General features: G+C 43.3%; 14 protein-coding genes and 4 pseudogenes. 13 read left to right on the top strand and 5 right to left on the bottom strand.

The features are described 5' to 3' along the window. Positions 1–52 precede the first annotated feature (52 nt). The 5 genes and pseudogenes from P253_RS07855 to P253_RS15470 all read left to right on the top strand — a co-directional run. Positions 53–835 (top strand): sulfite exporter TauE/SafE family protein, encoded by a 783-nt coding sequence (locus P253_RS07855; protein WP_016659402.1) that lies wholly within the window; start codon positions 53–55, stop codon positions 833–835. Between the two features lie 95 nt (positions 836–930). Continuing rightward, on the top strand, positions 931–1,326 hold the full coding sequence (locus P253_RS07850) for a rhodanese-like domain-containing protein (protein WP_035363305.1): 396 nt from the start codon (positions 931–933) through the stop codon (positions 1,324–1,326). 47 nt (positions 1,327–1,373) lie between these two features. After that, a complete protein-coding gene (locus tag P253_RS07845; RefSeq protein ID WP_005247053.1) occupies positions 1,374–1,709 on the top strand; it encodes a carboxymuconolactone decarboxylase family protein in 336 nt (111 codons plus the stop codon). A 29-nt stretch (positions 1,710–1,738) separates the two neighbouring features. Beyond that, positions 1,739–2,359, top strand: coding sequence for a class I SAM-dependent methyltransferase (locus tag P253_RS07840; RefSeq protein WP_005247052.1), 621 nt, complete (start codon positions 1,739–1,741; stop codon positions 2,357–2,359). Between the two features lie 95 nt (positions 2,360–2,454). Beyond that, positions 2,455–2,731 (top strand): annotated as a pseudogene (locus P253_RS15470) (IS3 family transposase); the annotation flags it as partial. 99 nt (positions 2,732–2,830) lie between these two features. Here P253_RS15470 and P253_RS07835 read toward each other — a convergent pair. After that, the gene (locus P253_RS07835) at positions 2,831–3,559 is read right to left on the bottom strand and encodes a Fic family protein (RefSeq protein WP_016659400.1); all 729 of its coding nucleotides are present in this window, start codon (positions 3,557–3,559) and stop codon (positions 2,831–2,833) included. A gap of 160 nt (positions 3,560–3,719) precedes the next feature. Then, positions 3,720–4,397, bottom strand: coding sequence for a cupin domain-containing protein (locus P253_RS07830; protein ID WP_005262448.1), 678 nt, complete (start codon positions 4,395–4,397; stop codon positions 3,720–3,722). A 199-nt stretch (positions 4,398–4,596) separates the two neighbouring features. Here P253_RS07830 and P253_RS07825 point away from each other — a divergent pair, with 199 nt between their 5' ends. The 3 genes and pseudogenes from P253_RS07825 to P253_RS15995 all read left to right on the top strand — a co-directional run. Then, positions 4,597–5,589, top strand: coding sequence for a Fic family protein (locus P253_RS07825; protein ID WP_016659399.1), 993 nt, complete (start codon positions 4,597–4,599; stop codon positions 5,587–5,589). A 406-nt stretch (positions 5,590–5,995) separates the two neighbouring features. After that, a pseudogene (locus tag P253_RS16135) lies at positions 5,996–6,124 on the top strand (type VI immunity family protein); the annotation flags it as partial. Positions 6,125–6,204: 80 nt separating this feature from the next. After that, positions 6,205–6,309: pseudogene (locus P253_RS15995) on the top strand (hypothetical protein); the annotation flags it as partial. 236 nt (positions 6,310–6,545) lie between these two features. Here P253_RS15995 and P253_RS07820 read toward each other — a convergent pair. Continuing rightward, a pseudogene (locus P253_RS07820) lies at positions 6,546–7,802 on the bottom strand (IS256 family transposase). Between the two features lie 165 nt (positions 7,803–7,967). On the opposite strand from P253_RS07820, the gene P253_RS15880 reads away from it, so the two are divergent. Next, positions 7,968–8,078: a hypothetical protein gene (locus P253_RS15880; protein ID WP_005179737.1), complete on the top strand. Its 111-nt coding sequence runs from the start codon at positions 7,968–7,970 to the stop codon at positions 8,076–8,078. 138 nt (positions 8,079–8,216) lie between these two features. On the opposite strand, the gene tehB is transcribed toward P253_RS15880, so the two are convergent. Continuing rightward, entirely contained in the window at positions 8,217–9,083 is an 867-nt protein-coding gene (tehB, locus tag P253_RS07815; RefSeq protein ID WP_016659396.1) for an SAM-dependent methyltransferase TehB, read from the bottom strand. 576 nt (positions 9,084–9,659) lie between these two features. Here tehB and pgaB point away from each other — a divergent pair. Genes pgaB through pgaD form a run of 3 tightly spaced genes read left to right on the top strand, consistent with a single transcriptional unit; the run spans position 9,660 to position 13,332 of the window. Further along, entirely contained in the window at positions 9,660–11,585 is a 1,926-nt protein-coding gene (gene pgaB, locus P253_RS07810; protein ID WP_228128876.1) for a poly-beta-1,6-N-acetyl-D-glucosamine N-deacetylase PgaB, read from the top strand. A gap of 17 nt (positions 11,586–11,602) precedes the next feature. Further along, on the top strand, positions 11,603–12,862 hold the full coding sequence (pgaC, locus tag P253_RS07805; protein ID WP_016659394.1) for a poly-beta-1,6-N-acetyl-D-glucosamine synthase: 1,260 nt from the start codon (positions 11,603–11,605) through the stop codon (positions 12,860–12,862). Between the two features lie 32 nt (positions 12,863–12,894). Further along, the gene (gene pgaD / locus P253_RS07800) at positions 12,895–13,332 is read left to right on the top strand and encodes a poly-beta-1,6-N-acetyl-D-glucosamine biosynthesis protein PgaD (protein ID WP_016659393.1); all 438 of its coding nucleotides are present in this window, start codon (positions 12,895–12,897) and stop codon (positions 13,330–13,332) included. Positions 13,333–13,433: 101 nt separating this feature from the next. Here the strand turns inward: pgaD and P253_RS07795 are convergent, their stop codons facing one another. Next, a complete protein-coding gene (locus tag P253_RS07795) occupies positions 13,434–13,631 on the bottom strand; it encodes a hypothetical protein (RefSeq protein WP_016659392.1) in 198 nt (65 codons plus the stop codon). Between the two features lie 375 nt (positions 13,632–14,006). Between P253_RS07795 and sbmA the strand changes: the two genes are divergently transcribed. Beyond that, positions 14,007–15,203 (top strand): peptide antibiotic transporter SbmA, encoded by a 1,197-nt coding sequence (gene sbmA / locus P253_RS07790; protein WP_016659391.1) that lies wholly within the window; start codon positions 14,007–14,009, stop codon positions 15,201–15,203. The last annotated feature ends 227 nt before the right edge of the window (positions 15,204–15,430 follow it).

Genomic DNA, 15,430 nt, shown 5'->3' with positions numbered 1-15,430 from the left:
AACAAAAAGTTCAACCTTTATTGAATCATTTTTGTGGATAAGGGAGAGGGCGATGTGGGCATTAATACTTGAAGGGCTAGCTATCGGAGTGCTATTGGGTTTGACCGGTGCCGGTGGCGGTATTCTGGCTGTACCTGCACTGATGACGACCCAGGGTTGGACGGTGGCCCAGGCTGCGCCGGTGGGATTGCTTGCGGTCACGCTGTCGGCCTTGGTCGGAACGTTCGAGGGTTTGTTCAAGCGTATTGTACGTTATCGCGCTGCCCTCTGGATTGCTCTCATTAGTATTCCTACAGCGCGTTATGGCGTGCATCTGGCCGATATCGTTTCTCCGGTCTGGCTGACGCTGGCTTTCAGTCTGGTCATGCTGATCGTGGCTTACCGGATCTTTTTTAATAAAGTGACCGATCATGGCAATGCACCGTGCAAGGTCAATCAAACCACCGGTCGCCTGATCTGGAATGTCAAAACTGCTTCGTTCCTGGCAGGTATTGGTGTCGTGGCGGGGTTACTGACCGGTTTGCTTGGCGTGGGTGGGGGGTTTGTCATTGTTCCAGCCCTGCGTAAATTCACCGACCTTGATATGCGCAGTATCGTTGCGACTTCCCTCATGATTATTTTTCTGATTGGTGGGGTGAGTATTTCTGCACACGTGCTGGATGGCTTTCAATATCCTGTTTCGGTTACGCTGACCTTTGTCCTGGCCTGTATTGTCGGGATGTTAATTGGACGCAGTCTGATGCAGCGGATTGACAGTAACAAGGTACAGAAAATATTTGCCACCACCGTGGTTGGAGTGGCGATGTATCTAATCTATTCAGCGCTCATGGGCTAAAACAACCGGTTGGGGACTTCACTCAAGCGCTTTTAATCTACCTGAGCATCGTTTATACAAAATATAATTTTAATGACCGAGGAAGAATGAAAATGATGAAAACTGCAGAGCAATTGATCCAGAATGCAAAAAGCCGGATTCAGGAAGTCAGCGTAAATGAACTGTTTGAAGCGATGCAAAACCATAAAACCATACTGATTGATGTTCGAGAACCGGATGAATTTCAGGCGGCAGCAATAGACCGGGCGGTGAATTATCCTCGTGGTGTTTTGGAAATGAGAATTCACCAGCATCCTTTAGCCAGTCATCATTGCGATACCCAGCAGGCACTGGAACACCTTAAAGATCAGCCGATCTATTTGATCTGTGGTACGGGTGGACGTTCCGCATTGGCAACCGATACCTTACAAAACATGGGTTTTACCCAGGTCAAGTCAGTTCAGGGTGGTTATCAGGCCTGGCTAGAGCAGGGCTATCCGGTAGAAAAATAAGCCGTTGAATAGGTGAACAACCGTATTGTTGAATGTGAGAAGCAGTGATGAAATACAAAGAATTAACCCAGAACATTTCAGGCAGTTTAAGAACCTTAACTCAAGATTCACCTGATTTAATGAAAAGTTTCAATCAGTTGTCCCAGACCGCAATGCGTGATGGTGTGATTGATCCTAAAACCAAGGAGCTGATTGCCTTGGCGATTGGTGTCGCATCACGTTGTGATGGTTGTATCGGCTTTCATGTCAGAACCCTGGTCAAAATGGGCATGACCCTGCAGGAGCTGGAGGAAGTTCTGGGCGTTGCGGTATATATGGGCGGTGGACCTTCATTGATGTATGCCGCAAATGCACTGGATGCCTTTAAAGAATTTTCCGGCTGATTGGATAGTCAAGTAAATGGAGGGATGAAATGAGTCAGCACTGGAATGAATTGTATGCCCAGACGCAGGACCTGTACGGCACAGCAGCAAACCTGTTTATCCAGGAGGTTACGGAAAAAATCCGGATAGAAGGTAAAACACTGGCAATTGCTGAAGGAGAAGGAAGGAATATCCTGTACCTGGCTGAGCAGGCAAGACAGCATAATTATTCTTTTTCGGCAGAAGTCTGGGATTATTCCGATGTTGCCTTGAAGCATCTGTCTAGCAAGGCCGAAGCCACAGGGATAAAGCTCGAACTCAAAAATGTGGATTTAACAGCAGCGAAATGGCCGTCCGAGCGTTATCAAAACGTGATTTGTGTATTTGGTCATTTCGATACACAAACGCAAAAACAGATTTTAGCAGGCATAAGAGAATCTTTGCTAAACGGTGGATGGTTTATCGGTGAGCTGTATTCCAAGGAGCAGATCAACTACCAAACCGGGGGGCCTAAAAATATCGAATATTTATACGATCCTCGATCCATTCTGGACGTATTTGGGCAGGACCATCTCCATCATTTTTATGTGGGCGAACAAGAAAGGCATGAGGGAAAATTACATTGTGGTAAATGCCATGTTATTCAATTTGCGATACAAGTGAGGAAGTAGAGAATAAGTGAATTGTTAAATGTGAGAGGGCGTTCAAAAATTCTGTGTCAGCCAAATTGGCTAGAGTTTAATTATTATATCATCGAGCCTACCTTCAAGGCCCACAATACAGCAGTGGAGACTGGCAAAGATTCTGTCAGAAGCATAATTTGGTTCTGAGTATGAGTCGCAGAGGCAACTGTTGGGATAATGCTGTTGCTGAATCCTTTTATAGTAGTTTAAAGAAGGAAAGAATTAAAAAGAGGATTTATAAAACATGAGAAATGGCCCGTGCGGATGTGTTTGATTATATCGAGATATTTTACCATCGGTAGGCGTCATTCGCATCTCGATGGAATGAGTCCAGAAGCATTTGAGATAGCTTCAAAATGAAGCTACTTCATGTCTAGGATACTGGGAACAGTCCAAGCTATAGGATTACCCACAGTTTATTGTTCTAATTGATAATATCGTACAAGCTGATCTTTTATTTTAAATCCCTAAAACCACCTGATACGGTTTAAAACCCTCTAATACAGCCTCGGAAACTAATTGAATAAAAGCTTCAGTTTTCCCATAAGCCATCCACTGATCAAGCGCTTCATAGTAAGCTAAGCGATTTTCTACAGTAATCACACAAGGTGGATAACCAGCTTTAAGTAATTCTAGGTTCATTAAAAGACGTGATGTGCGACCATTGCCATCAATGAATGGATGAATGCCAACAAAATCAGCATGTACTTTGGCTGCACGTTCAATTGGATGGAGTTTATGTGCGTCGCTGTTATACCAATCGATCAGTTGAGCCATCTTGTCATTTAATAATGTGTAATCAGGCGGGGTAGACGTAGCACCTGATATCAGAACGTTTTGCTGACGATAACGTCCAGCATTATCATCAATATTCTTTAAGATAAGCTGATGGATATTACGAATTTGCCACTCAGAAAAAGGCTCCTCTTTCCGAATGATATCTTCAACATAGTAAATTGCATTTCTATGGTTGATCGCTTCGAAGTGTTCTCTTAATGCCTTTCCACCAACAGTAATTCCTTCGAGTACTACTTTTGTTTCTAGCAGGGTGAGGGTATTACCTTCAATTGCATTTGAATGATAGGTCCAACGGACAATAAGATCTTCTTGTAAATTTTTTACAATTGATAGAGAAAGAGGGCGATGTTGATCTAATTTTTTCTTTAAATCATCAATAGTTTCAAACATTACCTTATCCCTGAATTTGTCTTAGTCGATAATACATGAAAAAAGAAATATCAGAAATGTAGTGATATATCATTACATTTTATTGATTATAAAAGTAGTAATTGGAAGGCTTCCAGTATTCTAGACACAAGACAGCCTTATTTCGAAGATACATTCTTGTTCATTTCACCCATACATCTATGGCATGTTGTAGATGACTAGTTTTGACATAAAGCGTTGCACCTGATGGACCTGCCTGAAATTTAGCAGCACTATTGAGGGGAAGACGGACCCACGAACCTGCTGGATATATTTCAGTGCCGCAAAATAATTGACCTTTAATAATGAACAATTCAATCCCTTGTTCTGATTTCTCTACGAAAATTTGATCAGGTTCTAGCTTTTCTAAATAGGTCTGCTCATGTTCAGATTGAAATAGCGGGCATATCATCCGACGTTGGGTAAGCTTCCAATTCGCTAAGTCATTGGTGTTAATCCGGGTTGGTTCTCTCTCATGTTCAGTCATTTGCATCAGTTTCACAAAGATTAAACAACCTGCTTTACTGGAAACCCGATGAGTTGAATGATGGGGGTTACGTAAATACCAGCCTGCCGGATAATCATCTTCAGCATTCTCGGTAAAAATGCCTGACAATATGAGGACTTCTTCACCCAAAGGATGTTGATGTTCAGGAAAGGCAGATTCTGGTGCGTATTTCACAAGACTAGTTGCACGTGCTTTCTCATCGCCAATACGATCAAGCATCATTCTATCGACTTCACCTCCTGGAGATTTTACCCAATGGTAATCCTCTGGCTTGATGATGACGGGTTGTGAGAAGTCGGCATGAATAAACATAATGTTGTCCTGTAATGAAGAAACCTACGTATTTTAACGAGAATGCACAGGTTTATTTTAAAAGAAATAGCGATTAGTGAGCTCACTGTTTCAGAAAAGATAAGCATGTTGATAGCAGATATTACTCACTAAGCTATGAAATATTAATATTTTAGAGTTTAATCAACTGTGCTTTGTTTTTACATCAATGAGGAATGGCATGAAATATCAACCGCCTTATACGATCACCTCTAAAATTATTCACTTGATTGCACAAATTAGTGAATCAATAGGGCGTTTGACTGCATTAACTCAAATCCAAGATAGCCTTAAATTGCGAAAAGCCAATCGTATTCGAACGATTCAAGGGTCTTTAGCGATAGAAGGAAATACCTTGAGTACAGAGCAAATCACAGCGATCCTGAATGGCAAGACCATTATCGCTCCACCTAAAGAAGTTCAAGAGGTACGTAATGCCCTAAAGGCATATGAAGAAATTCAAGATTGGAATCCTGATCAAGAATCGCATTTGCTGAAAGCACATCAAATATTGATGACAGGACTGATTGATGAAATTGGACAGTATCGTCATGGCGGTGTTGGTGTGATGTCAGGGGATCGAGTCGTGCATATGGCTCCGCCTGCAAATCAAGTCCAGCGTTTAATGAGAGAGTTATTACAGTGGTTGGCTGAAGGTAATGAGCACCCATTAATTCAGAGTTCAGTATTTCATTATGAATTTGAGTTTATACATCCATTTGCTGATGGCAATGGGCGGATGGGGCGTTTATGGCAAACTTTAATCTTAAGCCAGTGGAATCCTATTTTTCTCAACATCCCTGTAGAAAGCTTGATTTATCAAAACCAAAAAGCTTATTACGATGCATTGCAAGCGAGCACAGATCGTTCAGATTCTGCACCTTTTATTGAATTTATTTTGCAGATGATTCTAGATGCAATACTTAGTTCTGATGCCAGCGATCAAGATACCGCTCAAGCTAGCGTACAAGTTAGCGATCAAGTTAAACGTCTCATCCAGAATATGGAGCAGAAAGAATATAGCTTAACTGAGCTTATGGCTCTATTGGACTTGTCCCATCGAGCCACATTCCAAAAAAATTATTTAACTCCAGCATTAGAAGCAGGTGTGATTGAACGTACCCTTCCTGATAAGCCTAAGAGTCCTAAGCAAAAATACAAATTAAAAATTTAGTCATAATAAGGTTGAAGGGATTATTAATATCACAAGGAGTGAAATGAAATGTTATAACGTTGCATTTATATTTCTTATAATGTTCTGCTATAATGTCGTACGCCATTTCAAATCCTGAATTTGAATAAGATTTTAAAGTTATTCAATGCACTAAATCTAAGTTGGGTCAAAATTGGGTCAATGAGTTTTTTTATTCAATAAAAGAGCTTTTAAATTAATAGGTTGGGTTTTGAGTTCAATTGACGCCACCTCCGCCAGAATTTATTTTATAAATCAGCCACTTATGTAAGTGGCTTTTTTATTTGCCACATTTTTGCCACATTTTTATTTCAACAAGTAGAAATATCAGTGGCCTTATGCTGTGTGTGCCACGCTTAATTTTGCAATTTCTTGCTTGTTCTTATCCCCATGCAGCGGCTACTGGTATACATTTGCCAAAGAAAATTCACGTCAATATTTTAAACAGGGAGATATCTTTCCTGATTTTAAAAGTGATTGGGGGATTGTATTCTGGCAGTTTGATGGTGAAGAATAATAGAATGTACGACCGCTCTTTTAAGAGGAGATTTTTATTTCTTATTAATTTGATTTAAAAAAAACAATAAATTAGACCGTCATGAAAAATGTAAAGGACTAGATAAACCAAAGTGTACACGGACAGTGACTGCATACGATATTAAGTTAGAGTTTGTTTTACCTAATGAGGTGTTGGAGCGATAAGATAATGTTCATATCGGTGAATGATCAATAAATAGATTGGCAAAAATGATTGAGCTTGGACATAAAAGATACAAGTTTGTTTAGAGATAAAAAGCATAATAGAAGATTACAATCGACATATAAGCCCTATAAATTGAATCCGCGTACCATGCTTTTATAAAGCAGAATAAAAATTGCAACTCTATTTTAGAGTGATGGAGCCTGTAAATAATTTTGTGTAATTGCTTTTCATCAATTTAAAGGTGATTGCTTAAGCGGTCACCGAATTCAATAATAAAGCGGCTCATGGCTAAACGCCAGTCGCGAATCGCGCATATTCCACTTTTTAGATGCTGCATCAATTGCCAGGTAAATCACTTTACGTACAGAATCATCCGTTCGAAAGACTTTACGTTTTTTGATCGCTTGGCGTATTACGCTGTTTAATGACTCGATTGCGTTGGTAGTGTAGATGGCTTTGCGTATCTCGGCTGGATAAGCAAAGAAGGTATTCAGATTCTCCCAGTGCGTACGCCAGCTTTTGCTGATCTGTGGGTACTTGTCATCCCATGTTTGGGCAAATTGATCCAGGGCCATCAAGGCTGCCTCTTCAGTGGGTGATTGATAAACGGCTTTTAAATCCTGAGTGACCGCCTTGTAATCTTTCCATGACACGTATTTCAAGCTGTTGCGCAGCATGTGGATAATGCACAGCTGGATATGGGTTTGCGGGTATACGCTGTTAATGGCATCAGGAAAGCCTTTTAGTCTTGAGAAGCACTGCTTCGCAAGGCAGGCGATCAGAATATCCTGCAACCCTCGGTTTTTAAGCTCAGTCAGGACATTCAGCCAGAACTTGGCACCTTCATTCTCAGCCAACCACATGCCGAGCAGTTCTTTGTGTCCATCAAGATTAATGCCTAAGGCAAGGAATACAGCCTTGTTGATGACACTGCCATTATGACGGACTTTAACCACAATACAGTCCATATAAACGATGGGATAGATCACATCCAGCGGACGGTTTTGCCATTCAGCAACCTGCTCATTGACGGCATCCTCACAGCAGTGCTGTTCGCCTTGGAAATGAGCGTTGGAGATACATCGGCATCGTACATTTCCTTGAAGGTAGCAACGATTTCACGGGTGGTCATGCCTTTGGCATAAAGGGATAGAATCTGGCTATCCATTTGCGTGATACGGGTCTGATTTTTCTTAATCAACTGAGGTTCGAAAGTGCCATCACGATCACGTGGTGTGGTGATCTCAATCTCCCCATCATCGCTAAGTACAGTCTTACTAGAATAACCATTGCGTGAATTTGAGCCAGATTTACGGGCATTTTTTTCATGTCCCAGATGTTCGGTAAGTTCGGCATTAAGAGCCGTTTCAACAGTGAGTTTGGTCAACAATCGGGTGAATTGGTTGAGATCGTCTTCTGTTTTGATTCCTTTAGCAAATTCTGCTGCAAGGTCTTTTAGTTGTTCATCATATTGCCTGACTCCGTTGTGAATATGAACATAGCAAATTCAGGCAATTACACAATTTAATTTACAGTCTCGAGTGATGAGTAATTGCACTTCTGGATTTTTTTAGTCAGCACGATAAACTCCAATTTCTCTTTAAAAATCCTCAAATTGGGGTAAGATGTGACAACAGATTCTACCGTTGAGATCACAATGAGCTTTTTAAAAAAGAAAAATAGCGCGAGTTTTGTCTTCTTTATTATTACACTGTACTCATTGATTGGTTTTGGTCTGGGCTATGTGATTTGGGAATATCTGTTGTAACATTTTCTTATTCGCTTTATCCAATAATTATTGAATCATCAGCAAGTTCTTAAACTTGCTGACCATCACTGTTTTTATTCTTCCTCTAAAGCCGACCCTCATCCAGATAATCAGCTTTTATATGTAAGGATAAATTTTTTACGCTATTTTCTGTGCCAATAACGTCGCAAAACGCTGTTGAATACGCTTGCCCTGTTCATCGACACGGTGCAGTTCACCGATATTTTCATTGTATTTCAGCAAATTCCAGCCCTCATAATAAGCCTTTAACTCTCCGGCTTTAAAGCTAAAAGGGAAGTCCGGTTGAACCGGATAATCTTCACTATCCATTGCACAAACAATCAGATTAAGGCCGCCAGCTTTGGTGCCCCGCTGCATCTGCCGAATTAGGGTTGGGATGGTGTCGGGTTGTAAAAACATCATCACCACCGTGCAATACACAAAATCGTATTGGCCCTGAATCTGTGGATTAATATTTAAATCCCGCAGTGCAGTGTGAATGTTCTGAATCTGTTCCTGCTGAATAATCTCGTTCAGGCGCTCCAGACTTTGGGCATTGACATCCCAGGCATCGACCTGAAAACCGTGCTGACTTAAAAACAGCGCATTACGACCACTGCCACAGCCAACATCCAGCGCCGTGTTGCCCTGTAAAGATGGCTGTGCGGCCAGAATTTCTGAATGGGTCGGGGTCAGTTTATATTTTTTGGCAAAGTAGTCATTGGCTGTGCAATAAAAGCTGAGCTGACATTCGACATCGGCACTGGCCGAAACAATCTTGTGCCACACTTGCGGCTCAAGCATGGGCGGTTGCTGTTCCGGGCTAAACAGATGTTCAGACAACAGCGTGCCTGCTTCATCGAGCAAGGCAAAATGCAATTCACCTTTTAAAACCTTCAGTTGGGCCCAAGTGCCGGCTTTGGTATTGTGCTGGCGTAAAAAGCCAGGCGGGATAGTGTCTTGTGTCCAGATCGGTAGCTGTTTATAGCATACGAGCGTTTGCATCTTTTCTCCATGTGCACTTGGGGTAAATGTCATTAAACCCTAAGCCTGCACAATATGCCAGAGAAGGAAGGGGAAAGGGCATGATTTCATCGGCCCACTTCCAATTATCTAGATGACTCAATCCATACTATTTTAGCGGTGAATCTTCAGCTCAAAATGATCTCCACATTTCCATTTTTGCAAATGTATTAGCTTTTTGAAAAATGCTTCAGTATCAAATAGTGAGAATTTAAAAGTGAAAACCAGGTCACATTTTGGGCTTGGAAAAGCCTATACACTTTAGAAAATTATCAACTGACCCGTTGGCGGGTGGCTAAAAAATAAGTAAAACTAAGTGAATGATATAAAATGATAAATATTTTATTGCTTTATTTTGAAAGCAAGGGCAAAAAGCAAAAAAACGGGATTAATTAACAAATGTATACACAAATAATAATAAAATAATGGTTGAATCTGCGCAATTGCTCGAATGTAGCATCGTATCTTCTTGTCTGTACCATGAATTCCGCGCGCCTTATGTCTCCTCTATTTCAGTTTATTAAAGCGGTCCAGATTTTTGTTTTCTTTCTTTGTAGCATGCTCATGGGTTGGGTACAGGCGGGAAATGAAATGAAAAACTTGACGATCCTTGCCTACCACGAAGTCACTTCTGAACCACAGCCGTTAATGCCTGAATATGCAATTGATCCTAAACAATTGCAGCAGCATCTGGACTGGCTGGTGCAAAATGGCTTTCAGTTTATTGGCAGTCAGCAACTGTTAGAGGCGCAGCAACAGAATAAAGCGCTACCGGAAAAATCAGTCTTGCTGAGTTTTGATGATGGCTATCAAAGTTTTTATCAGCATGTCTATCCTGTGTTAAAACAGCGGAATATTCCGGCCGTGCTGTCGGTAGTTGGGCGCTGGTTAGAACCAGCAGAACAGCAACAGGTTAATTTTGGCGGGCAACTGGTGTCACGCCAGCATTTTTTAAGCTGGGCACAGTTAAAAGAATTACAGGCCAGCGGTCTGGTGGAAATTGCCAGCCACAGTTATGACCTGCATAAAGGCATTGTGGCCAATCCGCAGGGCAATGAATTGCCAGCCACCGTAGCACGTGCCTATTTTCAGCAGCAGCAGCGTTATGAAGATGACAACGCTTATCAGAAACGCATTCAGCAGGACTTAAAAGCCAATCAGCACCTGTTGCAAAAACATGGCCTGAAAGCGCCAAAAATTATGGTCTGGCCCTATGGTCGCTATAACTTGTATACGGTAAAAATTGCCGAAAAACTGAAGATGCCAATTAGCCTGACGCTGGATGATGTCGAGAATCAACCTGTAAACAGTTTTTCCAGATTGCCGCGAATTCTGATTCAAAAACACATGGATGCAGCGCTGCTGGCTAAAGAAATCCAGAAACATCAGCAGCAGCGCACGGACAATGACCGTCCGCAAAAGATCATGCATGTCGATATCGACTATATTTATGATCCGGACCCGCAGCAGCAGGAACGTAATTTAGGCTTATTGCTGGACCGGATTCAGCAGATTGACGTCAATACTGTATATTTACAGGCGTTTTCTGATCCGGATGGCAATGGCTCGGCCGATCTGGTCTATTTCCCGAACCGTTATATTCCAATGCGTGCTAACCTGTTTAACCGTGTGGCCTGGCAAATCCAGACCCGGACTCAGGTACGTCGTGTCTATGCCTGGATGCCAGTATTTGCCTGGGAATTACCGGCCTCGAATCCGGTGGCCAAAGATCTGGTGCAAACCGAGCAGCCGCATAGCGGCAAACATCTGAACATGGGCTATCACCGTTTAAGCCCATTTTCGCCGCGCGCCCGCAACACCATTAAAGGCATTTATGAAGATCTAGCCAAATCGGCGCAGTTCAACGGCATTATTTTCCATGATGATGCCACCTTGTCCGATTATGAAGATGCCAGCAGCTGGGCCAAAAAGGCCTATCAGCAGCAGGGCTTAGCCACCGATCTGGCACAACTGCGTGCTGATGATGCCGCCTTACAGAAATGGACAGCTTATAAAGTCAAAGTGATTGATGATTTTGCCATGGAGTTGGCCGAGACCGTACGTCAGTATCAGCCTTATTTGCAGACCTCGCGTAACCTGTATGCACAGGTGGCACTGTCGGCCTATTCAGAAAACTGGTATGCCCAGTCGCTGGAACAGTCGCTAAACCGTTATGACTTTACCGCGATTATGGCCATGCCATATATGGAACAGGTCGATGATCCGGCGCAGTTTTATCAGCAGCTATTGAGTCGGGTGCAGCAGTATCCGCAAGGGCTGCGTAAAACGGTGTTTGAATTGCAGGCCGTCGACTGGCGTAATGGCAATAAAATTCCCTCTGTGGAAATTGCGGAAACAATTCAAACACTCTATCAGGCCGGTGTGAAGCACATTGCCTACTATCCAGATGATCCAATCCAGAATCATCCTGATCCGACTGTGCTGCGTCAAGCTTTCCAGCCTCAGCCAATATCAGCACCGTAACCGGCTAGAGAACAACCATGTTGCAAGAACTCTGGCAATCGGTGCTGAACTTTGTGTTTTATTATCCGCTGTTCATGTCCTATTTATGGATGATGGGGGCGCTGATTTTCTATGTCAAAGAACGCAAAGATCCGGTCTTTACCCAGCCACAGGTTTTACAGGAATATCCTTTGGTGGCGGTGCTCATTCCGTGTTTTAACGAAGGCGATAATGCTGAGGAAACTATCACCCAGGCACTGGCATTAAAGTATCCCAACTTTGAAGTCATCGCGATTAATGATGGCAGCTCGGACAATACTGGCGAGGTACTGAACCGTCTGGCGGCCCAGCATCCACGGTTAAGGGTGGTGCATCTGGCAGAAAATCAGGGCAAGGCCATGGGCCTGCAAGCCGGCAGTCTGGTTACCGATGCCGAATACCTGCTTGGAATTGATGGTGATGCCTTGCTCGATCCGCATGCCGCCAGCTGGATGCTGCGCCATTTCCAGCGTGATCCGGCGGTGGCCGCCGTTACGGGCAATCCGCGAATTCGCAATCGCTCGACCTTATTGGGCCGGGTCCAGGTCGGAGAATTCTCCTCGATTATTGGCATGATTAAACGTGCCCAGCGCACCTATGGCCGTATTTTTACTGTTTCCGGCGCGATTACCGCCTTTCGTAAAAGCGCGGTGCACCAGGTCGGTTACTGGTCGCACGACATGCTGACCGAAGATATTGATATTTCCTGGAAGCTACAGCGTGCCGGCTGGAAAATTGAATTTGAACCGAATGCGCTGGTGTGGGTATTAATGCCGGAAACCCTGCAAGGCTTATGGAAACAGCGTTTGCGCTGGGCCATGGGCGGTGCGCAGGTGTTAAATAAAAATATTGATGTAATTTTTAAGCCCAAGCTGAACTATTTGTGGCCGCTGATTCTGGAAATGATGCTGACTCTGGTCTGGTCATATCTGCTGTTGTTGCTGTGTCTGCTCTGGATGTTAAGTTTCTGCCTGCCTATTTTACCGTTGCCGGAACTGCAATCGCCGTTTTTGCTGCAAGGGGTGGGCATTGTGCTGGGTGCGACCTGTTTGTTCCAGTTTATGGTCAGCAAATGGATGGACAGCCGCTATGAAAAAAATCTGGCCAGAAACTATTTCTGGATGATCTGGTATCCGTTCATGTTCTGGCTGATTACCGTATCGGCCAGTATTGTGGCGTTTCCAAAAATGCTGCTGCGTGGGGAAGGGAAACGTGCACGCTGGATCAGTCCCGATCGTGGAATTAAATGTGACAGCTAACTGTCGCGATGTGATGTGTTGAGAGTAAAGTTGTGAAAGCCAATACTTTAATTATTGATTATCGCTATGAATTGCCGTGGCAAAAGCGTTATGCCTCGAACGTGTGTACCGCCGGCTTATGGCTGACCTGGGGCCTGTTGTGGCAGCCAGTTTTAAGCAGTCTGGGTTTACTGGATTTGGAACGGGATGCACTGATTCAGCAAGTGGCCCAGCTAATGCTAAGTATTCTGCAAAACGGTTTTAGCGCGCTGGTGGCTTGTGGCTTGAGTTTATGGCTGTGGACTAATTATATTCCGGCGCACTCCATCCAGACCATGCAACCGGCACCGTTAAACCAGTTTGCCGAGCATTTTCAGCTGGAACCGGTCATGTTAACGCAATCCCGTCAGGCTAAAATTGTCACGGTGTATCATGATCTGGATGGCAAGATTGTCGATTTACAGGCACATTCCCAGCACCCTGTATCTTAAAGGTCGGCTGGAATTCGGCTGCTCTGGTTTTATATCTGCAAAAAAACAGGCAGCCTGATAAGCTGCCTGAATGGAGATAAGAATCGCGCTTGGAATGAGGATTAAAGCTTGCGCCAGACCTTGTGTTCATCTTGAAATGAAATGGTGAAATTAAATTCAGTGTCGGCCGTGACCAGATACGCCGTTGGTGTGGTCATCAGGACTTTTAAAATAGTGCCTGTCTCAAAATGGATAGGTGGGCAGTTCTCTTTCTCAAGTACCAGAGGCTGAATAAGTTCAACAGCTTTCACTTCCATCATGATTTCCCTCAAAAATGTATTATGTATCACATATTTATCTTAGCATTGTCTGGCCGGGAATATGGGTTTTATTCGTCAGATTATAAATAAGTAATTGATATTTTAAAAAATAAAGTTAAATTTTTAGTCTGAAAATTGGTATTTTAAGCTCTTGATTGTTCATTATTTTACTGAAAATAGTCAGGGGGAGTATCGGGGTTTTATATTGCTTTAAATATCGGTCAGCGGAAAAATCGGTACTGAAAAGTACATGCGCTGTCGGGGAAATCTTGTATATTGCTCATGTTGAAGTCATCGCGTGGCGCATTGCGTGCTGCAATGTTGTAAACGCGGCTTTTCAACGTCTTGAAAAGAATAAAGGAAATAGAACACTGCATGTTTAAGTCATTTTTTCCACATCCGAAATGGTTTTTTAGTTCGCTGTTACTCTGGTTCATCTTTAATCTGGTGCTGTGGTATTCCGGTGGACAAGGCTGGGGCACCATCATCGGTTTGCCTGAAGGCTATCATAAAGCAGAACTCCCGATTGGGGTCAGCCGTTTCTGGTCACCGGCATTTCTCTGGTTCTATCTCTGGTATTTTCTGGCCACAGCTATTTTTGCAATTTTCTGGCGGATTCAATCGGATAATCCCTGGCAGCGCTGGTCGGTATGGGGCTCATCTTTCATTCTGTTTAATATCTGGTTCTGGGTGCAGGTGAGCGTGGTCATTAACGCCTGGTACAGCCCGTTTTATGACCTGATCCAGCAAATGCTGAGTAATGGCGGCGGTGATGTGAATAATCTCTATGCCGAGATCATGACCTTTTTGTATGTGGCAATTGTGGCGGTGACGGTTTCGGTATTTAACCTGTTCTTTGTCAGCCACTATGTGTTCCGCTGGCGGACGGCAATGAACAATTATTACACCACCTACTGGGACCGCTTACGTCATATTGAAGGGGCATCGCAGCGTATTCAGGAAGATACCATGCGCTTTGCCCGTACCACCGAAGGTCTGGGCGTCAGTCTGATTGAAGCGCTCATTACCCTGATTGCCTTTTTACCGGTTTTGGTAACGCTATCGAGCCATGTGAAAACCCTGCCAATTCTGGGGGAAATTCCTTATGCGCTGGTGTGGGCGGCAATTGGTTGGGCGGTGTTTGGTACCGTACTGCTGATGGTGGTCGGTTATAAACTGCCAGGACTGGAGTTTAACAACCAGAAGGTGGAAGCGGCTTATCGTAAAGAACTGGTCTATGGGGAAGATCATGCCGAGCGTGCCGATCCGCTGACTTTAAAAGAGCTGTTTAGCAAGGTTCGTCTGAATTATTTCCGCCTGTATTTCCATTATGCCTATTTTAACCTGGTACGAATCTGGTACATGCAGCTGGACAATATTTACGGTCTGTTTGTGCTGTTCCCAAGTATTGCTGCTGGAGCGATTACCCTTGGCCTGATGATGCAGATTGGCAATGTGTTTGGTAAGGTGCGTGAATCGTTCCAGTATTTAATTGCCTCCTGGCCCACCATTATTGAACTGCTGTCGATTTATAAACGTTTAAAAGCCTTTGAATCGACCTTGGATGATTAAGTCATTCCAAACTGACCCGCTGTTAAGGCGGGTTTTTTAATGATCGGATGAAAGTGTTAAGGCGTTCAGGTTTCGTTGTTAAAACTCTGGATATTTTGCATTTACCAGATGATAGTGCGGGGCAGTAGTAATAAATAAACGAGAAATATCAAGTAAAATCAATCAGCTAGATTTGTTATTTGTGCCTATTTGAGCTATGTTTTGAGTGGGGAAAAATAGAGAATAAC

This window comes from Acinetobacter indicus CIP 110367 (genome assembly GCF_000488255.1).
Classification (GTDB): Bacteria; Pseudomonadota; Gammaproteobacteria; order Pseudomonadales; family Moraxellaceae; genus Acinetobacter; species Acinetobacter indicus.
This window is presented reverse-complemented; position numbering and strand designations above follow the sequence as displayed.